The organism is Pseudomonas koreensis (assembly GCF_012986595.1).
GTDB classification, from domain to species: Bacteria; Pseudomonadota; Gammaproteobacteria; order Pseudomonadales; family Pseudomonadaceae; genus Aquipseudomonas; species Aquipseudomonas koreensis.
In genome coordinates this window covers 271631-293148 of sequence record NZ_JAAQYM010000007.1, presented here as the reverse complement: position 1 = coordinate 293148, position 21518 = coordinate 271631, and the positions used below count along the sequence as shown (strand labels likewise).

Here is a 21518-nt window from a genome sequence, read left to right as displayed (position 1 = left end):
CCATGAACGCCCCCCTGCCGTCCGAACCGGGCATCCGCATCAGCCTCACCGACCTGATCGAGATGCGCCACCGTGTGCGCGAAGTGCAGCTGTTTTCCACACCGAGCCAGCGCAGCCCGCTGATCGGCCTGCATCACTCGAAATTCCGCGGGCGCGGGGTCGACTTCGATCAGGTGCGGGTCTATCAGGCCGGCGACGACGTGCGCACCATCGACTGGCGCGTGACCGCGCGCACCCAGGAGCCGCACACCAAGCTGTTCCATGAAGAACGCGAACGGCCGATTTTCATCATGGTCGAGCAAAGCACGCGGCTGTTTTTCGGCTCCGGGCTGATGTTCAAATCGGTGCTGGCGGCGCAAGCGGCGGCGCTGATCGGTTGGGCCGCGCTCGGCCATAACGACCGCGTTGGCGGGCTGGTGTTCGGCGACAACGAGCATTACGAAATCAAACCGCGTCGCAGCAAACAGAGCCTGTTGCAGTTGCTCAACCGTCTGGTGAAGGTCAACCAGTCGCTGCACAGCGAACGCGAGCCGGACCGTGACTCCCTCGGCGTGGCCCTGCGCCGGGCGCGGGAAGTGTTGCGCCCGGGCAGTCTGGTCATCGTGATCTGCGATGAGCGGGCGCTGACCGACAGCGCCGAGCAGCAACTGAGCCTGCTGTCGCGTCATTGCGATCTGTTGCTGTTACCGCTGTCCGATCCGCTGGATCATGCGCTGCCTGCCGCCGGACTTTTGAGGTTCGCGGAGCGCGGCGCCCAACTGGAACTCGACACGCTGAATTTCGACCTGCGCCAGACCTATCGCGCTCAGGCCGAAGCCCGCATCGCCCATTGGGAATTGCTCGCGCAAAAACTGCGGGTGCTGCTGATGCCATTGAGCACGCAAAGTGAAATGGTCGAGCAGATGCGCGAGTTCCTCAATCCGCAGCGCCCGGGAAGCAGCCGATGAACGGCCTCGAGCAACTGCAACCGCTGATCTCCCCGCCGCCAATCGATTTCTGGCCACCGGCGCCGGGTTGGTGGCTGCTGCTGTTATTGCTGCCGCTGCTCGGCTTCGCTGCGTGGCGTTTGCGCCGCTTCATTCCGACCCGCAAACGCCCGATCGTGCGCGCCGAACAGCCGCTGGATCCGGTGCGCATCGCTGCGCTGGCCGAACTGGCACAAATGCCCAAACCCTACGACGGCGCACCGGCCGGGGCCTGGCTGCAGCAGCTCAACGGCTTGCTCAAACGCCTGTGCCGCAACCATTACCCCTACAGTCAGAGCCACACGCTCAATGGCCGCAAATGGCTGGCGTTTCTCGACAACCGCTGCCCGGCCGCCGGCCTGACGCGCTGGATGGTGCTGGTCGAAGGCGCCTACAAACCCGAATGCAAACTCGACGACAAAGCCATTGCCGGCCTGACCCAAGCCGTTGAAACCTGGATTCGCAAACATGTTTGAGTTCGCCTGGCCGTGGATCTTTGTCCTGCTGCCGCTGCCATGGCTGATGCGCCTGGTGCTGCCGGTGGCCGACAGCGGCGAGCCGGCATTACGCGTGAGTTTCCTTTCCGATCTCGAAGGCCTTGCTCGTCGACGCGCCCGGGCCAACCTGCCGGCGTGGCGCCAGCAAGCACCGTTCCTGTTGCTGTGGCTGTTGCTGTTGAGCGCCGCCGCACGCCCGCAATGGCTCGGCGAACCACTGCCGATTGCCGCCAGCGGGCGTGATCTGCTGGTGGCAGTGGACGTGTCCGGCTCGATGGATTTCCCCGACATGCAGTGGCAGGACGAGGACGTCAGCCGCTTGTCGCTGGTCCAGCACCTGCTCGGCGACTTTCTTGAAAGCCGCGACGGCGACCGGGTGGGTTTGATTCTGTTCGGCAGTCAGGCCTATCTGCAGGCACCGCTGACGTTCGACCGCCACACCGTGCGCGTCTGGCTCGATGAAGCGCGCATCGGCATCGCCGGCAAAAACACCGCGATTGGCGATGCAATCGGCCTCGCACTGAAACGCCTGCGCATGCGTCCGGCGCAAAGCCGGGTGTTGATTCTGGTCACCGACGGTGCCAACAACGGCGGCGAAATCGATCCGCTGACTGCAGCCCGACTCGCGGCCAGCGAAGGGGTGAAAATCTACCCGATCGGCATCGGTGCCGACCCGGAAGACAGCGGCAGCACCGGCCTGCTCGGGGTCAATCCGAGCCTTGACCTCGACGAACCGGCACTCAAAGCGATTGCAGCTGCCACCGGCGGTCAATATTTCCGTGCTCACGACGGCAAGGAGCTGCAAGCGATCAAGGACACCCTCGATCAACTCGAACCGGTGACCCAGCAACCGACCCAGGCGCGCCCGGCGCAAGCCTTGTATCAATGGCCGCTGGCGTTGGCCTTGTTGCTGAGCCTGTTGCTGGTCGTCCGCGAGTTGTGGCCGGACAACCCGCTGCAACGCCTGTTCACCAAGGAGCTGTATCTGCAAAGTCCGCTGCCTGACTGGCGTGAGCGTCTCAAACGCCTGCGTCTGCGGAGGCGCCGATGATCGCGCTCTGGCCGCACTGGTTTCGCCCGTGGTGGCTGTTGTTGCTGCCGCTGATGGGCTGGCTGCTCTGGCAACTCTGGCACCGACAGAAACGCGCCGGGCGCTGGCAGATGATTCTGCCGCCGGCGTTCCACGCAACGCTGCTCAGCGGCGGCAACGGCCGCGACAGCAAGCTGCCGTGGGTCGCCCTCGGCGTCGCCTGGCTGCTGACCCTCGTCGCGCTGCTCGGGCCGAGCTGGGAGCGCGTCGAACAGACCAGCCAGAAACCTGCCGACCCGTTGGTGGTAGTGCTGGAGCTGACCCCGGAAATGCTCGCAACCGACTCACCGCCCACCCGACTGGAACAGGCCCGGCGCAAGCTGTTCGACCTGTTGCAGGCACGCAGCGATGCGCAGACCGCGATCGTCGTCTACGCCGGCAGCGCGCACACGCTGGTGCCGCTGTCGGATGACCTGGCGACCAGTCGCAATCTGCTCGACGCCCTCAAGCCGTCGCTGATGCCGGAAAGCGGCCACCGCGCCGACCTCGGCGTGAACAAGGCGCTGGCGTTGCTCAAGCAAGGCGCGCTCGGTCAGGGGCGGATTCTGCTGATCGGCTCCTCGCTGACGGAAGAAGAACGCCAAGGCATTCGCCGCGCCCTCGGTCAGCAATCGGCGCAACTGCTGATGCTCGGCGTCGGCACCGCCGAAGGTGCGCCGATTGCCCAGGAGGACGGCAGTTTCCTCAAGGACGAACAAGGCGCGATCCGCGTGCCGCAACTCGACAGTCCGAGCCTCGGCGCGTTTCTCGCCAGCGTCGGCGGCGAATACCACAGCGCGCGGCTGGACGAAACCGACCTGCGTGCGCTCGGCCTGCTCGACGGCCCGCGCAGCCTGCGCGACGATGGCCAGACCGTGCGCCTCGACACCTGGGCGGATCAGGGTTACTGGCTATTGTTGCCGCTGTTGCTGCTGGCTGCCTGCGCCGGACGGCGTGGCTGGTTGTTCTGCCTGCCGCTGCTGCTGTGCCTGCCGCAGCCGAGCTACGCTTTTGACTTCGAAGACCTGTGGCTGCGCCCTGACCAACAGGGCCTGCACTTGCTCAAGCAGAAACGCCCGGCCGAAGCGGCCCAACACTTTGCAGATCACCAGTGGCAAGGGGTGGCGTTGTACGAGGCCGGCGATTACAGTGGCGCCGCTCAGCGTTTTGCCGAGGGCAGCGACGCCCGCGCCCACTACAATCGTGGCAACGCTTTGGCGAAAAGCGGCGAGCTGGAAGCGGCCATCGATGCCTATGAACAAGCGCTGGAACTGCAACCGGACCTGCGCCCGGCGCTGACCAACAAGGCCCTGGTGGAAAACCTGCTGAAGCAGAAAAAAAACCCGCCGCCCGCCGAGCCGGAAAGCAAGCCCAGCGAACAAAGCCTGCCCGGCGATGAACCGCCACCCGCGACCGCACCGCCACCGACGGCCAACAGTGAAACCCAGAGCGAGGCGCAACCGGCCGAGTCGGCCAGCGAACCGCCGCCGACCACCCCGCCGCAGCCAGGCCCCAACGAAATCCCGGGCATTGATGAGGCGGAAGAAACGGACACCGTGCCGACGCTGCGCCCGAGCGAGGACAACCTCGAAGGCGAGCAACGTCAGGCACTGGAACAATGGCTGGGCAAGATTCCGGACAATCCCGGGGAATTGCTGCGACGCAAATTCTGGTACGAACAGCAACAACATCAGGATCAGGAAAAAACTCGATGACCCGTTTCACCGCTCTGTTGCTGCCCCTGCTGATCTGCACGGCCACCGCCCACGCGGCCGAGCTGACGGCCAGCGTGGATCGCAGTCGCCTGAACTCCGGCGAGACGGTCGAACTCACCCTCGAAACCAACGACGTCACGCAGTTCGGCAAACCCGACCTGACCCCGCTGGACCCTTTGTTCGAGGTGCGCGGTACCCGCCAGGTCAACCAGTTGAACACCCTCAGTGGCGACAACCGCGCCACCACGCGTTGGATCATCACCCTGCTGCCAAAAGAGAACGGCAGCGTGGTCATCCCGGCGCTGCAACTGGGTGATGTGCAGAGTCAGCCGATCACCTTGCAAGTGGTCGAGAGCGACACCCGCGAAGAGAAAAACAACCCGGCCCCGGTGTTCATCGAGGCCAGCCTCGACCAGACCAGCGTGTACGTGCAGGCGCAGGCGATCCTGACCCTGCGCATCTACCACTCGGTGTCGCTGTACGACGACAGCAGCCTGACCCCGTTGCAAATCAACGATGCGCGGATCGAGCAACTGGGCGACACACGCACCTACGAGAAAGACATCAACGGCGTGCGCCATGGCGTGATCGAGATGCGCTACGCGATCTATCCGCAGCACAGCGGCCTGCTGACCATCGCCCCGCAAACCTTTAGCGCCACGCTGGTCGACACCCAGCCCAGCCAGGACGCCACCGCACAGGGGCCGAAACCGGGCAAGCTGCTGCACGTCAACTCCGCCGAAATCCCGCTGACGGTCAAACCGAAACCACTGACCTACCCGGCCGATGCGCCGTGGCTGCCCGCGCGCAGCCTGAGCCTGAGCGAAAGCTGGAACCCGGAGCCGGATAACACCCAGGTCGGCGACTCCCTGACCCGCAGCCTGACCCTGAAAGTCGAAGGCTTGGCCAGCTCACAATTGCCCGCCCTGCCCGCCACCGAGGTCAGCGGCCTGCGTCGCTACCCGGATCAACCGGTGCTGAGCAACCAGAGCGGTGAGCGCGGGCTGATCGGCAGCCGTGAAGAACGCGAAGCATTGGTGCCCAGCCGCAGCGGCAGCATCGAGTTGCCAACGGTCGACGTGGTCTGGTGGAACACCTTCGAAGATCACCTGGAACACACCAGCCTGCCGGCGCGCACCCTGCAAGTGGCGAACAACCCGAGCCTGCAGGTCGACACCCCGGCCGGCAACCTGCAACCGAGCGTCGTCGATAACGATGTGCTGTGGTGGTGGAAACTCAGCACCCTGATCCTCGCCTGCACCACCCTCCTCGGCTTCGGCCTGTGGTGGCGTGCGCGCTGGCAACCGGCAATCCACCGCGCCGCACAAACCGGCCCGAGCCCACGCACGTTGCTGGATGACATCAAACGGGCGAGCCAGGCGAATGACCCGCAAGCGACGCGGCAGGCGCTGGATGCGTGGGCGCGGCAGCAACCGGAGACGCTGGCGGATATGGCGGCGCGGTTTGTGCCGTTGTCAGATGCGTTGGATGGGCTCAACGGTGCGCTGTACAGCGAAACGGGGCAGCATTGGCAGGGTGAGGATTTGTGGCGGGCGATCCGCACGATTCCAGCGGCGGAGCGGGTGCAGGACCCGGTCGGTGACAGCGGGTTGCCGCCGCTTTATCCGAAGTAAAAAGCAAAAGATCGCAGCCTGCGGCAGCTCCTACAGAGATATGTGTAGGAGCTGCCGCAGGCTGCGATCTTTTGATTTTCAAGCCTTTGGGCAAGCCCCCCCATTTGCCAGTAAACTCCCCTCTCTTTCGCCGCCGCTCATTTCCACGCGGCCATCACCTCTTTATATGTAGCGGAGTCCACCTTGCGTCTGTTTCACACCTCCGACTGGCACCTTGGGCAAAACCTGCACGGCCAGGAGCGCGATTTCGAGCATGCGTGCTTTCTCGAATGGCTGCTGCGCCAATTGCAACTGGCGCAGCCGGATGTGCTGCTGATTGCCGGGGACATCTTCGACACGGTCAATCCGCCGGTCAAAGCCCAGGAACGCCTCTACAACTTCATCGTCAGCGCTCACGAGCAGCAGCCATTGCTGACCATCGTGATGATCGCCGGCAACCACGATTCCGGCTCGCGCATCGAGCTGCCCGCGCCATTGATGCGCCGTTTGCGCACCCATGCGCTGGGTCGGGTGTTGTGGCTGGATGACGGCCAACTCGATGCCGAACGTCTGCTGCTGCCGCTGCCGAATGCCAAAGGCGAAATCGCCGCGTGGTGTCTGGCGCTGCCGTTCCTGCGCCCGGCAGAGGTGACCGGTGCACATCTGGGCGACAACTATTTGCGCGGCATCGGTCAGGTACATGAATGGCTGATCGAAGCCGCCAATGCCAAGCGCCAACCGGGTCAGGCGCTGGTCGCCATCAGTCACGCGCACATGGCCGGCGGTTCGGTCTCGGAAGACTCCGAGCGCAGCCTGATTATCGGCAATGCCGAAGCCCTGCCCGCCAGCCTGTTCGGGCCGAGCATCAGCTATGTTGCCCTCGGCCACTTGCACAAGCCGCAGAAGGTCAACGGTGAAGAACGCATCCGCTACAGCGGCTCGCCGATTCCGTTGTCGTTCTCGGAGATCGGTTATCAGCACCAGATTCTCGACATCACGCTCGACGGTGAAACCCTGGTCAGCGTCGAGCCGAAACTGATCCCGCGCTCGGTCAACCTGCAACGGATCGGCCCGGCGCCGCTGGCCGAGATTCTGCTGCAACTGGCGGACCTGCCGAACATCGATCTGCTCGCCGAAACCCAGCGCCAGCCGTGGCTGGAAGTCCGCGTGACCCTCGACGAACCGCAGCCCGACCTGCGCCACCAAGTGGAAAGCGCCCTGCAAGGCAAAGCCGTGCGCCTGGTGCGGATCGCCGCCGAGTACGCCGGCAACCGGGGCGCTGACGGCGTTGAGGACGGCACCGCGCTGATCGAACTCGACCAACTCACCCCGCAGGAATTGTTCAGCCGCGCTTGGCTCGACAACTATGGCAACGAGGTCGACGAACAGACGCTCAAGGACTTCGCCGAACTGCTGCAGGACGTACAACTGGAGGGCGAGCAGCCATGAAGATTCTCGCCATTCGCCTGAAAAACCTCGCCTCGCTGGCCGGGCCGTTCGAAATTGATTTCACTGCTGAGCCGTTGGCCAGCGCTGGCCTGTTTGCGATCACTGGCCCGACCGGGGCCGGCAAAAGCACCCTGCTCGACGCTTTGTGCTTGGCTTTATTCGGCGCGGTGCCGCGTCTGAACAACACTGGCCGTGACGCTAAAGTCCCGGACGCCGACGGCGAAATCGCCACCGGCGACCCACGCACCTTGCTGCGCCGTGGCACCGGTGAAGGTTATGCCGAGGTGGATTTTGTCGGCGTCGATGGCCGGCGTTATCGCGCGCGCTGGGAAGCCAACCGCGCCCGCGAGAAGGCGGGCGGCAAGTTGCAGGCCAGCCGACAGAGCCTGCGTGATATTGATCAGGATCAACTGCTCGCCAGCCAGAAAGGTGAGTACAAAACGCAACTGGAAGCCGCACTGGGCCTGAACTTCGAACAGTTCACCCGCGCCGTGCTGCTGGCCCAGAGCGAGTTCAGCGCGTTCCTCAAGGCTGACGACAACGACCGCAGCGAACTGCTGGAAAAACTCACCGACACCGCGCTCTACACCCGCCTCGGCCGCCGCGCATTCGACAAGACCAAAGAGGCCCGCGAAGCGCACAAGCTGCTGCAGGATCAGGCCACCGGCGTCACTCCGCTGGCGCCCGAGGCGCGGGCCGAACTGGACGAACGCTTCAACGCCGCCCAGCAACAGTTGAAGTTGCAGCAGGCGCAGCTCAAGCAACTGGAGCAGCAGCACAGCTGGCTCAAGGATTTGCGCCAGTTGCAGGACGCGCAACAAGCGGCTGCCGAACAACTGCACAGTGCGCAGCAACAGTGGGAAGCTCTAACCGGCGAACGCCTGAAGCTGACGCGCCTGGAACAACTCGCGCCGCAACGTCATCAGTTCGCGCGCAAGTCTGAACTCGACGCGCAACTGACGCCGCTGGCGGCGCAGATTGCCGCGCACACCCAGCAACACGGCGAACTCGGCGAACGCCAGACGCAACTGGAACAGGCGCTCGATGCGGCGAAAGTCGCCCTGAGCGACGCCCAGCAGCGGCACAGCGAAAGTGCGCCGTTGCTGCGTCAGGCTTTCGAAGAGCAAAGCACCCTCGCCCGCCTTGCCAAGGACACCGCCCTCAGCGCCGAGGCCCGACAGTCTGCCGAACAGGCGTGCACCCAAGGCCAGAGCGCCATTCAAGCGTTGCAGGCGAAACAGGCCGAGGTCGCTGAACGCCTGCAGAAAATCGCCGCCGAGCTGGAACAGAGCGCCGATCTGGCGCCGCTGAGCGATGCGTGGAATGCCTACCGCGATCGCCTGCAACAGCTGATGCTGATCGGCAATCGCTTGAACAAAGGTCAGGCCGAACTCGCCAGCCTCGAACAGAACGCCGCGCACAGCGCCGAAGCGCTGGCCACGCAAAAGCAGCAACTGGAAGTGCTGTTCAAAGAGGCCGGCGCCGAGCCGGATGCGGTCGCCGAGCAGATCGGCATTCTCGGCAATCTGCTGCAGGACAATCGCAAACAGCTGCGCGCCATCGAAGACCTGACGCGGCTCTGGGCCAGCCAGCAAGAGCTGGAAAAACGCGGCGCCGAGTTGCAACAACGCCTGCTCGATGCGCAACAGGAACGCGAACGCCTGACCCAGGACGGGGTGAAAAGCAAAGCCGAGCTCAGCGTCGCCGAACAAACCCTCAACGTCACCCGCGAACTGCTCGAACGCCAGCGTCTGGCCCGCAGCGCCAGTGTCGAAGAACTGCGCGCACAGTTGCAGGACGATCAGCCGTGCCCGGTCTGCGGCAGCAACGAGCACCCGTATCATCAGCCGGAAGCGCTGCTGCAAAGCCTCGGTCGTCATGATGAATCCGAGCAGGCCCGCGCCCAGCAAGCGGTGGATCAGCTCAAGGAAAAACTCACCGAGCTGCGCGCCGAAGTCGGTGGCGTGATCGCCCGGCAGAAGGAGCTGCTGCAACAGCAGGAACAATTGAATGCTCAGCTTGAGGCACTGGCGCCGAGCCTGCAGGCGCATCCACTGGCCGCTCAGTTACTCAATCAGGACGCCGACAAGCGCGACGCCTGGCTGACCCGGCAAAACGATCAGTTGAACCAGAGCATCATTCAGGACGAACAACGCCAGAGCGCCCTGCTCACCCTGCAGCAGGACGCAGCGCGCCTGACCCAGCAACTGCGCAATGCCGAAACCGCGCATCAGCAAGCGGCGCAGCACCTGAGCAACCAACAACGCGAACTGAGCAGCGACCGTCAGCGCCTCGACGAAGAACTCACCGCGTTCGCCAGCCTGCTGCCGGCCGAGACCCTGGAAGCCTTGCGCATCGAACCAGCAGCGACCTTCATGCAGCTGGATCGGCAGATTGCCGAGCGCCTGGCGCAGGTCGAGCAGCAAAAGGAAGAATTGGCCGAACAGCAACAACGCCAGCAGACGCTGGAGAAAGAACAGGACCGCCAGCTCGGCCGCGTCCAGCAGCTGCAAAGCGCCGAGCAGCAGTTCAGCGCGCTGGCCGAGCAGCAACAGGCCTGTCAGGCGCAACTCGCGCAACTGCTGGGCGAGCACCACAGCGCCGAGCACTGGCAGCAGCAACTGGAACAGACCGTGGAGCAGGCGCGCAACGCCGAAACCAGCACGGCGCAGGAACTGCAGGACGTGCGTACGCAACGGGTGCAGATTGGCGCCGAACTCAAGGCTCAGCAAGAACGCTTGCAGGCGCTGCACAGCGAAGACCACGAGTTGACGCAGAAGATTGCCGACTGGCGCGCGCGTCATCCGGAGCTGGATGACGGCGGCCTCGAAGACCTGCTGCGCGTCGATGACGCTCAGGTCAGCGAACTGCGCCAGCGCTTGCAGCACAACGAAAAAACCATTGAACAGGCCAAGGTGCTGCTGCAGGAGCGTGACCAGCGTCTGGCCGAACATCAGGCGCAGCACAATGGCAATCTCGACGCCGAGCAACTGGCCAGCGCCCTCGCCGAGCTGCAACACCAGTTCAACCTCAGCGAGCAGCAATGCGCCGAACTGCGCGCTGAACAGGCTGAAGATCAGCGCCGGCAAAACGCCAATCAGGCGCTGGCGCAGCAGATCGCCGACGCCTATGCCGAGTATCAGCGCTGGGCGCGGCTGAATGCGTTGATCGGCTCGGCCACCGGCGACACCTTCCGCAAGATCGCCCAGGCCTACAACCTCGACCTGCTGGTGCATCACGCCAACGTGCAGTTGCGCCAACTGGTCAAACGCTATCGCTTGAAACGCGGCGGCAGCATGCTCGGCCTGCTGGTGATGGACACCGAGATGGGTGATGAATTGCGCTCGGTGCATTCGCTGTCCGGCGGCGAAACGTTCCTGGTGTCGCTGGCGCTGGCGCTGGGACTGGCATCGATGGCCTCAAGCACGCTGAAGATCGAATCGCTGTTTATCGACGAAGGCTTCGGCAGCCTTGATCCGGAATCCCTGCAACTGGCGATGGACGCCCTCGACGGCTTGCAGGCGCAGGGGCGCAAGGTCGCGGTGATTTCCCACGTGCAGGAAATGCACGAACGGATTCCGGTGCAGATTCAGGTACAACGCCAGGGCAACGGCTTGAGCACGCTGGAGGTGAAATGAACACGCTGTACTCGTTCCGCCGCTGCCCGTATGCAATGCGCGCGCGGATGGCCCTGCGCTATTCGGGGGTGCCGGTGGAGATCGTCGAGGTCAGCCTCAAGGCCAAACCCGCCGAGATGCTGGCGATCTCGCCCAAGGGCACGGTGCCAGTGCTGGATGCGAATGGCCGGGTAATCGACGAGAGCCTGGAGATCATGCGCTGGGCGTTGGCGCAGCATGATCCGCAGGGTTGGTTACTGGGGGGTGATCCACGGATTGCCGAGTTGATCGAAGCCAACGATCAGGCATTCAAGGTGCATTTGAATCGCTACAAATACGCCGAGCGTTATCCCGAGCAGCCGATGGAGGTTTATCGGGCTGAAGGGGCGTTGTTTTTGCAGCGGCTGGAGGAGTTGCTGACCGATCGTGATTACTTGCTGACCGATCACTTGAGTCTGGCGGATGTGGCGTTGCTGCCGTTCGTGCGGCAGTTTGCGCATGTGGATCGCGAGTGGTTTGCGCAGACGCCTTATCTGCGGTTGCAAGCGTGGTTGCAGCGCTTGCTCGAATCCGAGCTGTTTACGGCGATCATGAAGAAGTAACCCCGAATTCCTGCTACCGAACACCTTGTGGCGAGGGGATTCATCCCCGATGGGCGGCGAAGCTGCCCTGAAATCAGAAACCTCGGTGTATCAGAACAATCCGGTTTGCCGGGTCTGGGGCCGCTTCGCGGCCCATCGGGGATGAATCCCCTCGCCACAGTGGTTCGTGGTGTTTAGGCGAGTGCGTTGCACATGCCGAGTGCCATGCAATCCACTTCGAAGGGGCCGAGAAAATCGGCCGAGACTTTTACCGGTGGATTGCCGGCCATCAGCCCCAGGGTATTTGCCCGTTCGATGTTGTGCGCGATGGTGTGATTGGCCTCTATGGCCCGTGCCAGTGCGCCGACCGAACCCTGACCGAAGCCGAGTAACGCAGCGCCATTGGTCATCAGTGCCAGACCGGCGATGACCCAGAGTCTGTAGCCTTTCATGCTCCGCCTACCCCTGCGAGTTCCGCCCGATCGGCCAGCACGCTGTCTGCGCGGTGTTCGAACTGGATGCCGGGGTGTGCGACCTGGATCGGCGCGTCGAAGTGGTGTTGAGTCTGCGCGGCGATGCTGACGAACAACACCAGGGCCAGGTAAAGACCGATGGCCAGGTAGGCGCCGCGCTTGGCTGAGGTAATGATGGAACTGGCCATGATGTTCTCCGTGGGCATGTTTCAGTGCCGTCAGGATCGATCAAAAAAGCCGAAGCAACCACTCAGGGTTTTCCATAGTGAACATCAGCTTCGTTGATTATTTAGCCGGTCTATTTGCGCGGTTCAAGAAACCTATCAGGCTGCGAAAAACACACGCACACGTGTAGGAGCTGCCGAAGGCTGCGATCTTTTGATTTTGCTTTTCAAAACAAGATCAAAAGATCGCAGCCTTCGGCAGCTCCTACAGGGAGTCGCGCAAGTCGGGCATTTCAGTGTTGGGCTTTGTGATCCAGCGCGGCGTAGAAGTTGGCGCTCTGTTGCAGGTATTTCTGGGTATAGCTCTGGGTGTGGGATTTTTTGCTGTTGATTTCAACGTTGGCGCTGGCTGGCAGAACCACGGTGGCGGAGATGGCGGAAGCGGCGATGACGGAGAAGAGATTGAAGTTCATGGCGGTAACCCTCGTGTTCGGTTGGCTTGCTTTGCCCGGTTGGGCCGTGAAGCAAACTTAACGCTCGAGGGTTGATCGCTTGAAATGCTTTGTAGCATTACCGGATATCAGCGCGATTAATACAAAGAGACAGGCCCCGTAAATCGGGGCCTGTGGCTTATTGTCGCACTAGAAACTTGAGGTCGCTGGGGGCGTCCATCGGCAGTTTTTGTACGGTTTTGCCGAGCAGACCGGTCTTGGCATCGCGCTCGACGACGACAATTTCGTTGCTCTTCTGGTTGGCGATCAGCAGGAATTTACCACTCGGATCGAGGCTGAACTCACGCGGGTGATCGCCCTCCACTGAACGTTTTTGCAGCTCTTTGAGCTGGCCGGTCGCCGGATCGATGCTGAACACCAGCAGCTGATTGGCGGTGCCTCGGTTGCTGACGTAGAGGAACTTGCCATCGGCCGACGCATGCAGCGCGGCGGCGGCTTTGTCCGATGTTGACTGACCCGCCGCCAGATCGACCATTTGCGTCTGGGTCAGCACGCCGTCGTGGTAGTCGAACACCGCAACCTGCGCGCTCATTTCCATGGTCAGCCAGGCATGCTTGCCGTCAGCACTGAACAACAGATGGCGCGGCCCGCTGCCGGCCGGCAACGATACCGAAGGGGTTTTCGCCGGGGTCAGCGGCAGGTCCGGGTTGGCCTTCGGGTCGAACTGGTAGATGAAGACCTTGTCCGCCCCGAGGTCGTTGGAGAACACGTAGCGGCCGTCCGGTGAGGACACCGTCGAATGCACGTGGTTGGACGCCTGACGCTCGGGATTGACCCGGCTCGCCGGGTGCGCACTCATCTGCACCACCGGTTTGAGCTTGCCGTCAGCACCGACCGGCAACACCGCGAGGGTGCCGCCCGGATCTTCCACCACCGAATAGTTGCTGACGAACAGATGGCTGGCATCGCCGCTCAGGCTCGAATGGGTCGGCTCGTTGCCCAGGCTCTGCACCTGATTGATCAGGGTCAGGGCGTGGGTCTTGGGATCGATCGAATAGCTGCTGACGCGGCCGACCGGGTCCTTCTGGCCGGGGCCGTTTTCGTTGACCACGAACAGCCGATGCTGGTCTTTGGACAGGGTCAGCCACGACGGATTTTCGCTTTTCACCACTTGCAGCGGCTTGGCGTCGATCTGCCCGGTGGAGCTGTCGAAATTCATTCGATAGATGCCCTGGCTGGTCCCCGCAGTGTAGGAGCCCACCAGCAACTGGAAGCTTTCGGCAGAGGCCGTGGAAAGGCCCATCGCACCGACGCTGCCGGCCATCAGCAGCGGCCAGAATTTACGCATGCTCATCGGTTTCGTCCTCGTCGTCGCTGCCGCCGAAGGCATCGAGGCAGACCAGGCGGTGTTCGCCAGAATCACCAACGATCAACCAGCTCTGCAGGTCGTTATCAAAAGTTGCTGCTGCGACCTGCGCCGGCGTGAATTCCCAATGCTTGGCCGCTCGGCCATCCATGCATTCGATGTGCAGGTTGTCGTCTTCGTCGAGGGCGAATTCGAAGGCGTGCAAGCCATCGATTTCGACCATATCGCAGTGTTCGAGGACGTTGAGAAGGGTTTGGGCAGTCATGGCAAACAGTCTTTCTTAGGGGGAAAGGGCCAATGATAGCTCAATGTGCTGCAGAGGCCTTATGGGAACCTTTGTGGGAGCGAGCCTGCTCGCGAATGCGGTGTGTCAGGCCATGAAAGGCTGACTGAAAGAATGCATTCGCGAGCAGGCTCGCTCCCACAGGGATATTGACTGTCAGTTACAACGCGTCGCGCGATGGCTTGCCGTCGACCAGGCGCTGGATGCGCAATGGATTGCCATTCTTCAGCGGTTCCGGCAACAAGCTGTCGGGATAGTTCTGGAAGCACACCGGGCGCAGGAAACGATCGATCGCCAGGGTCCCCACCGACGTTCCGCGCGCATCGGACGTCGCCGGATACGGCCCACCGTGCACCATCGAATCGCACACTTCGACACCGGTCGGGTAACCATTGAGCAGGATCCGTCCGACCTTCTGCTCGAGCAACGGCGTCAGTTCCGGGAAGCGTTCGAAGTCCGCCTGCTCGCCGATAATCGTCGCCGTCAGTTGCCCGTGCAGGCCCTGCAACGCCGCGCTGAGCTCGGCCTTGTCCGCCACCTCGACAATCACTGTGGTCGGGCCGAAGACTTCTTCCTGAAGCACCTCATCACCACCGATCAACAGGCTGACATCTGCCTTGAACAATTGCGGTTGTGCCTGATTGCCCTGCTGAGGGTTACCCGCCAGATGTTCGATGCCGGGATGCGCCAACAGCTTCTGCACGCCTTTACCGTAGCTGCCGAGGGTGCCGGCGTTGAGCATGGTCTGCGCCGGTTGATCGCCGATCAGCCCGGCGACTTGCTGCACGAAGGAGCTGAATTGCGCCGAGCGAATACCAATGACCAGACCGGGATTGGTGCAAAACTGACCGCAGCCCTGCACCACCGAGGCAGTCAGGTCACGAGCAACGGTTTCCGAACGTTCGGCGAGTGCCTGTGGCAGGACGATCACCGGGTTGATGCTCGACATCTCGGCGAACACCGGAATCGGTTGCGGCCGCGCTGCGGCCATGTCGCACAGCGCCCGCCCCCCCTTCAACGAACCGGTGAAGCCCACCGCCTGAATCGCCGGATGCTTGACCAGCCATTCGCCGACGCCACCGCCGTAGATCATGTTGAACACGCCAGCCGGCATCGCGGTTTTTTCCGCGGCGCGAATCAGTGCATCGGCGACCAGTTCTGCTGTAGCCATGTGACCGCTGTGCGCCTTGAACACCACCGGGCACCCGGCGGCCAGCGCCGAAGCCGTATCACCGCCCGCCGTGGAAAACGCCAGCGGAAAGTTGCTTGCACCGAACACCGCAACCGGGCCGAGGCCGATGCGGTATTGGCGCAGATCCGGTCGCGGCAATGGCTGACGATCCGGCAGCGGCAGGTCGATCCGCGCGCCGTAGAAATCACCGCGACGCAGGACTTTGGCGAACAGACGCATCTGCCCGCTGGTGCGCCCGCGCTCGCCCTGAATGCGCCCCGCTGGCAGCGCGGTTTCGCGGCAGACCACGGCGACGAAATTATCGCCCAGCGCATCCAGTTCATCGGCAATCGCATCGAGAAACTGCGCGCGGCGTTCGGCGCTGAGGCTGCGATACGCCGGGTACGCAGCGGCAGCCGCTTGCGCGGCGGCATCAACTTCCTGCTGCGTGGCCTGGATGAAAGCGTAAGGCAGCTGTTCGCCGGTGGTGGCGTCGACGCTGTGCAGTTTCACGTCGCCCGCCGCACTGCGCTGACCGCCGATGTAGTTGTGGCCGAGAATCTGAGTCATGGGAGCTCCTTAAAGGGTGCCGATGCTGTCCGGTTGAAAAGCCGCTGCTGCCGGGGCGATGCCGTTGATCAGCGGTGCGCCGAATTCGGCCTGGCTGATCTCGAACACGTCGCCCGGCTGGGTGCGAATGCCATCGGCGAACGACAGGGTCGCGGTGCCGAAGAAGTGAATGTGCACATCGCCCGGGCGCAGGAACTGGCGGTATTTGAAGTGGTGATATTCGAGGTTGGCGAGGCTGTGGCACATGTTCGCCTCGCCGCTGAGGAATTCGTTCTGCCATAGCACTTGGCCGTCGCGCAGGATGCGGCTGCTGCCGGCCAGATGTTGCGGCAGCTCACCGGTGCGCAGCTCCGGGCCATAGCTGCAACTGCGCAGTTTCGAGTGGGCCAGATAAAGGTAATTCTTGCGCTCCATGACGTGGTCGGAGAACTCGTTGCCCACCGCGAAACCGAGGCGATACGGTTTGCTGTCATGGCCGATGACGTAGAGGCCGGCCATTTCCGGTTCCTCGCCGGCGTCCTCGGCGAACGGCGGCAGCGGGAACGCTTCGCCGGGGCGCACGACGATGCTGCCGTCGCCTTTGTAGAACCATTCGGGTTGCACACCGGCCTGCCCCGCCGGCGGTTTGCCGCCCTCCACGCCCCATTTGAAAATGCGCATGGTGTCAGTCATCGCCGCTTCGTCACCAGCCTGCTGGTGCATCTTGTCCCGGGCCGAGGCGCTGCCCAGGTGTGTGAGGCCGGTGCCGCTGACCAGCAGGTGCGCAGGATCGGGATGGTCCAGTGGCGGCAGGATGCGCCGAGTGCTCAGCAGCTCGGCGTAGTCATGGCTGATGCCGAGGCCGAGACTTTGTACGTGCTGCGCCAGCGTGCCGCCGGCATCGATGGCGGCCAGCGCCAGGTCGCGCACGCTGCGAGCGTCCTGCACTTCGCGGATCAGACCGTTGTCGACCACGCCGACGCGGCGTTCGCCGTTGGTTAATTCGAATTGCACCAGATGCATAAATTTCTCCTATTCCCTCAAAAACACCGCCGTTCCCCTGTGGGAGCGAGCCTGCTCGCGAAAGCGGTGTGTCAGTCACCCACAATGTTGAATGTGATGGCCTCTTCGCGAGCAGGCTCGCTCCCACAGGGGCCAGTGCTGTCTAGTCAGGTTCGGGTGGCACCGCGTGCACTGGCGGCGAACTGCTCGACCGGGAGCACGTGTTTGCGCTCAAGCACGCGGTAGACGATTCCCGTGAGAATCAGGCCAAACACCATCACCCCGGAGAGGAAGTACAACCCCGACCCCAGATTCCCGGTGTATTCCTTCAGCGCACCAATCACGAACGGCCCGATGTAGCCACCCAGATTGCCCACCGAGTTGATCAGCGCAATTCCCGCCGCTGCACTAGCACCGGCGAAGAATCGCCCCGGTAACGTCCAGAACACCGCCGTGCAGGAAAACAGCGCAAACGCCACCAGGCACAGCGCCGCCAGTTGCGTCACCGGCAGCGACAGCCAGGCACTCAGGAACAGGCCGATCGCGCCCAGCACATACAGCACCGCCAGATGGCCGTAGCGATCGTTCAGGCGGTCGGAACTGCGCGGCACGATCAGCAAACCGATGATCCCGAAGATGTACGGCACCGACGAGACGAAACCGGTGACCAGATCGCTGCCGCCGAACTGTTTGATCAGCGTCGGCAGCCACAAGCCGAGGCCATAGATGCTCAGGGTCACCGGCAGATAAAACAGCGCCAGCAGCAGCACGCGTTTGTCCTTGAGCGCATGCAGCGGGTTGCCGTGCCGGGTCTGACCGTACGCCTGCAGGTCTTTTTTCAGTTCGCCGGTCAGCCAGTCTTTCTCCGCCTGATCCATCCATTGCACCTGCTGCGGGCCGTCCGGGAGCCAGCGCAGCACCGGCCAGGTCAGGAGGATCGCCGGGGTGCCGATGACGATGAACAGCCACTGCCAGCCGTGCAGGCCGAGGATGCCGTCCATGCCCAGCAGGCCGCCGGACACCGGGCCGGTGATCATCATTGCGATCGGTTGGGAGAGGATGAACAGGCCGAGGATCTTGCCGCGATGGCGCACCGGGAACCATTGGGTGATGTAGTACAGAACGCCGGGAAAGAACCCCGCCTCCGCCGCGCCGAGCAGAAAGCGCATCACGTAGAAACTGTGCGGGCCCTGGACGAATGCCATGCCGATGGTGATCGCGCCCCAGGTGATCATGATCCGCGCGAACCAGCGCCGTGCGCCAAAGCGTTCGAGCATCAGGTTGCTGGGGATTTCCAGCAGGAAGTAGCCAATGAAAAACAGCCCGGCGCCCAGGCCATAGGCCGCATCACCGATGCCGATGTCGGCGCCCATGTGCAGTTTGGCGAAGCCGACGGCGGAGCGATCCACATAGGCGATCAGGTACAGCAGGATCAGGAAGGGAATCAGTTTCAGTGTGATGCGGCGGATTAGCCGCAATTCCTGGCTCATGGGGTCGGTCTCCGATTGTTGTTTTTATAGAACCTCGGGGGACGCCTCTCGCGGAACACCGCCAGGGCCAATCCCTCCGTCGAAAACGACTATATAGTAATACTAATTACCCAACAACACTTCCAAACCGTCGATTTTGAGCTTATGTTTAGCCGTAACTCGCAAACAATAGTCTTACAATAAGAGAATCGATCATGTCTGAGAAGAAACCCACCCTGCGCTCGGCCCAATGGTTTGGCACTGCCGACAAGAACGGCTTCATGTACCGCAGCTGGATGAAGAATCAGGGCATCGCCGACCACCAGTTTCACGGCAAGCCGATCATCGGCATCTGCAACACCTGGTCGGAACTGACCCCGTGCAACGCGCACTTCCGCCAGATCGCGGAGCACGTCAAACGCGGGGTGATCGAGGCTGGCGGGTTTCCGGTGGAATTCCCGGTGTTCTCCAACGGCGAATCGAACCTGCGCCCCACCGCCATGCTCACCCGCAACCTGGCGAGCATGGACGTCGAAGAGGCGATTCGCGGTAACCCGATTGACGGCGTGGTGCTGCTGACCGGCTGCGACAAAACCACCCCGGCGCTGCTGATGGGCGCGGCCAGTTGCGACGTGCCGGCCATCGTCGTCACCGGCGGGCCAATGCTCAACGGCAAGCACAAGGGCAAGGATATCGGCTCCGGCACCGTGGTCTGGCAGCTCAGCGAACAGGTCAAGGCCGGCACCATCACCATTGACGACTTCCTTGCGGCCGAAGGCGGCATGTCGCGCTCGGCGGGCACCTGCAACACCATGGGCACGGCGTCGACCATGGCCTGCATGGCCGAAGCACTGGGCACCTCCTTGCCACACAACGCGGCGATTCCAGCGGTGGATGCACGGCGTTATGTGTTGGCGCACATGTCCGGCATGCGCGCGGTGGAGATGGTGCGCGAAGACTTGCGTCTGTCGAAGATCCTGACCAAGGAAGCCTTTGAAAACGCCATTCGGGTCAACGCCGCCATCGGTGGTTCCACCAACGCGGTGATTCACCTGAAAGCCATCGCCGGACGCATCGGCGTCGAACTGGATCTGGACGACTGGACGCGCATCGGGCGCGGCATGCCGACCATCGTCGACCTGCAACCGTCCGGGCGTTTCCTGATGGAAGAGTTTTACTACGCCGGCGGTCTGCCGGCGGTGCTGCGCCGCCTCGGCGAGGCCAATCTTATCCCTAATCCGAATGCGCTGACCGTCAACGGCAAAACCCTGCGCGAGAACACCCAAGACGCGCCGATTTATGGCGAAGATGAGGTAATCCGCACCCTCGACAATCCGATCCGCGCTGACGGTGGCATCTGCGTATTGCGCGGCAACCTGGCGCCACTCGGTGCGGTGCTCAAGCCGTCCGCCGCGACCCCGGAACTGATGCAGCATCGTGGCCGTGCGGTGGTGTTCGAGAACTTCGACATGTACAAGGCGCGGATCAATGATCCGGAACTGGATGTCGATAAAGATTCGATTCTGGTGATGAAAAACTGCGGGCCGAAGGGTTATCCAGGCATGGCCGAGGTGGGCAACATGGGGCTGCCGGCCAAGCTGTTGGCGCAGGGGGTGACCGACATGGTGCGCATTTCTGACGCGCGAATGAGTGGCACCGCGTATGGCACCGTGGTTTTGCACGTTGCCCCCGAAGCGGCAGCCGGCGGGCCGTTGGCGGTGGTGCAGGAAGGTGACTGGATCGAACTCGACTGCGCCAGCGGGCGCTTGCACCTGGACATTCCCGATGCGGAACTGGCCGCGCGCATGGCCGATCTGCAACCGCCGCAGCAGTTGCTGGTGGGTGGTTATCGTCAGCTGTACATCGACCATGTGCTGCAGGCGGATCAGGGTTGTGACTTTGACTTCCTGATCGGTTGCCGAGGTGCGGAAGTCCCGCGCCATTCCCATTAACACCAACATCTTTCAGGTCTGAATCAACCACTGTGGCGAGGGAGCTTGCTCCCGCTCGGCTGCGCAGCAGTCGCAAATCAGCATGAGCGGTATCACTGGACAAGCGCATTCACCGGTTTGGGGGCCGCTCCGCAGCCCAGCGGGAGCAAGCTCCCTCGCCACAGGGTGTTCGCAGATTTCAGGTCTGATGAAGGCGTGCCACGCCTGCTATGATGCGCGGCATCTCCATCGCTCAGGATCGCGCCGTTCCCCATGGATTACCGCAAACCTTCCGACCGCAAAAGCATGCACTCGCGCATTGTCCAGGAACTGGGCATGCAGATCGTCTCCGGACGCTTTTTGCCCGACGACAAGCTGCCCGCCGAAGCGCTGTTGTGCGAGGAATACGCGGTCAGCCGGCCGGTGTTGCGCGAAGCCACGCGGGTGCTGGTGGCCAAGGGGCTGGTGTATTCCAGACCGCGGGTCGGCACGGTGGTCAAGGCGCGCCGTGAATGGCACATGCTCGATCCGGACGTGTTGCACTGGCTGATGCAAAGCAGCCCGCAGAATGAATTTTTCAATGTGCTGACCAGCGTGCGCAGCATCATCGAACCGGCCGCTGCCGCCCTCGCCGCCCAACACGCGACCGAGGCCGACATCGCCGCCATCGGCGAAGCTTATCAACGCATGGAAGCGGCACCGACGCCGGAAGCCTTGCTGCAACCGGACCTGGACTTCCACAGCCGCATCGCCGACGCGACCCATAACGATCTGCTGGCGAACCTGTGCAACATGCTCTCGGTGGCGATAGCCGAGGCGCTGAAGCATTCGAATCAGCGGCCGAACCTGCATGAGCTGGCGCTGCCACGGCATAAGGCGATTCTCACCGCAATCGAGAATCGTGATGCGCTCGGCGCTCGGCATGCAACGTTGGTGCAGCTGGATGATGCGCGCAGTGCGTTGAGTGCTGTGCTTGGCACCGAACGCTCCTGAAGCAAAGTCAAAAGATCGCAGCCTTCGGCAGCTCCTACAGGGATCGGGTGCACCCGTAGAATACTGATTTACCTGGCCTCCTGTAGGAGCTGCCGAAGGCTGCGATCTCTTGATCTTGACCTACAAAAAAGCCGCAACCCTGAGGTTGCGGCTTTGTCG

At 62.8% G+C, this 21518-nt stretch carries 18 protein-coding genes; 10 read left to right on the top strand and 8 right to left on the bottom strand.

Features of this window, described 5'->3' with window-relative positions; genetic code table 11:
• The first annotated feature begins 2 nt into the window (after positions 1-2).
• From HBN98_RS22500 to HBN98_RS22465, 8 genes are all read left to right on the top strand, one after another.
• On the top strand, positions 3-947 hold the full coding sequence (locus HBN98_RS22500; protein ID WP_083368880.1) for a DUF58 domain-containing protein: 945 nt from the start codon (positions 3-5) through the stop codon (positions 945-947).
• Complete coding sequence (locus HBN98_RS22495; RefSeq protein ID WP_064587858.1) at positions 944-1441, top strand: DUF4381 domain-containing protein; 498 nt, start codon at positions 944-946, stop codon at positions 1439-1441. The genes HBN98_RS22500 and HBN98_RS22495 overlap by 4 nt, the downstream gene beginning before the upstream one ends.
• Positions 1434-2513, top strand: coding sequence for a vWA domain-containing protein (locus tag HBN98_RS22490; RefSeq protein ID WP_064587859.1), 1080 nt, complete (start codon positions 1434-1436; stop codon positions 2511-2513). Before HBN98_RS22495 ends, HBN98_RS22490 begins: the two co-directional genes overlap by 8 nt.
• Positions 2510-4246, top strand: coding sequence for a tetratricopeptide repeat protein (locus HBN98_RS22485; RefSeq protein WP_083368879.1), 1737 nt, complete (start codon positions 2510-2512; stop codon positions 4244-4246). Before HBN98_RS22490 ends, HBN98_RS22485 begins: the two co-directional genes overlap by 4 nt.
• The gene (locus tag HBN98_RS22480; protein WP_083368878.1) at positions 4243-5880 is read left to right on the top strand and encodes a BatD family protein; all 1638 of its coding nucleotides are present in this window, start codon (positions 4243-4245) and stop codon (positions 5878-5880) included. The genes HBN98_RS22485 and HBN98_RS22480 overlap by 4 nt, the downstream gene beginning before the upstream one ends.
• 183 nt (positions 5881-6063) lie before the next feature.
• Complete coding sequence (locus HBN98_RS22475) at positions 6064-7308, top strand: exonuclease SbcCD subunit D C-terminal domain-containing protein (RefSeq protein WP_083368877.1); 1245 nt, start codon at positions 6064-6066, stop codon at positions 7306-7308.
• On the top strand, positions 7305-10946 hold the full coding sequence (locus HBN98_RS22470) for an AAA family ATPase (RefSeq protein WP_083368876.1): 3642 nt from the start codon (positions 7305-7307) through the stop codon (positions 10944-10946). The genes HBN98_RS22475 and HBN98_RS22470 overlap by 4 nt, the downstream gene beginning before the upstream one ends.
• A complete protein-coding gene (locus HBN98_RS22465; RefSeq protein WP_064587865.1) occupies positions 10943-11527 on the top strand; it encodes a glutathione S-transferase in 585 nt (194 codons plus the stop codon). The genes HBN98_RS22470 and HBN98_RS22465 overlap by 4 nt, the downstream gene beginning before the upstream one ends.
• 173 nt (positions 11528-11700) lie before the next feature.
• On the opposite strand, the gene HBN98_RS22460 is transcribed toward HBN98_RS22465, so the two are convergent.
• The 8 genes from HBN98_RS22460 to HBN98_RS22425 all read right to left on the bottom strand — a co-directional run bounded on the left by HBN98_RS22460 (position 11701) and on the right by HBN98_RS22425 (position 18456).
• Positions 11701-11958: a hypothetical protein gene (locus tag HBN98_RS22460; RefSeq protein WP_083368875.1), complete on the bottom strand. Its 258-nt coding sequence runs from the start codon at positions 11956-11958 to the stop codon at positions 11701-11703.
• Positions 11955-12167: a hypothetical protein gene (locus tag HBN98_RS22455; RefSeq protein ID WP_083368874.1), complete on the bottom strand. Its 213-nt coding sequence runs from the start codon at positions 12165-12167 to the stop codon at positions 11955-11957. Before HBN98_RS22455 ends, HBN98_RS22460 begins: the two co-directional genes overlap by 4 nt.
• 269 nt (positions 12168-12436) lie before the next feature.
• Entirely contained in the window at positions 12437-12616 is a 180-nt protein-coding gene (locus HBN98_RS22450) for a hypothetical protein (RefSeq protein ID WP_007917967.1), read from the bottom strand.
• Positions 12617-12773: 157 nt separating this feature from the next.
• A complete protein-coding gene (locus HBN98_RS22445; RefSeq protein WP_083368873.1) occupies positions 12774-13949 on the bottom strand; it encodes a lactonase family protein in 1176 nt (391 codons plus the stop codon).
• Positions 13936-14226, bottom strand: a complete 291-nt coding sequence (locus HBN98_RS22440; RefSeq protein WP_064587869.1) for a DUF5629 family protein — start codon at positions 14224-14226, stop codon at positions 13936-13938. Before HBN98_RS22440 ends, HBN98_RS22445 begins: the two co-directional genes overlap by 14 nt.
• A gap of 178 nt (positions 14227-14404) precedes the next feature.
• Positions 14405-15985, bottom strand: a complete 1581-nt coding sequence (locus tag HBN98_RS22435) for an aldehyde dehydrogenase (NADP(+)) (RefSeq protein ID WP_083368872.1) — start codon at positions 15983-15985, stop codon at positions 14405-14407.
• Between the two features lie 9 nt (positions 15986-15994).
• A complete protein-coding gene (gene araD1 / locus HBN98_RS22430) occupies positions 15995-16987 on the bottom strand; it encodes an AraD1 family protein (protein WP_083368871.1) in 993 nt (330 codons plus the stop codon).
• Positions 16988-17133: 146 nt separating this feature from the next.
• The gene (locus HBN98_RS22425; RefSeq protein WP_083368870.1) at positions 17134-18456 is read right to left on the bottom strand and encodes an MFS transporter; all 1323 of its coding nucleotides are present in this window, start codon (positions 18454-18456) and stop codon (positions 17134-17136) included.
• A gap of 194 nt (positions 18457-18650) precedes the next feature.
• On the opposite strand from HBN98_RS22425, the gene HBN98_RS22420 reads away from it, so the two are divergent.
• Both HBN98_RS22420 and HBN98_RS22415 read left to right on the top strand, forming a co-directional pair.
• Complete coding sequence (locus HBN98_RS22420) at positions 18651-20387, top strand: IlvD/Edd family dehydratase (RefSeq protein WP_083368869.1); 1737 nt, start codon at positions 18651-18653, stop codon at positions 20385-20387.
• A 252-nt stretch (positions 20388-20639) separates the two neighbouring features.
• Positions 20640-21359 (top strand): FadR/GntR family transcriptional regulator, encoded by a 720-nt coding sequence (locus tag HBN98_RS22415; RefSeq protein ID WP_083368868.1) that lies wholly within the window; start codon positions 20640-20642, stop codon positions 21357-21359.
• Positions 21360-21518: the final 159 nt, after the last annotated feature.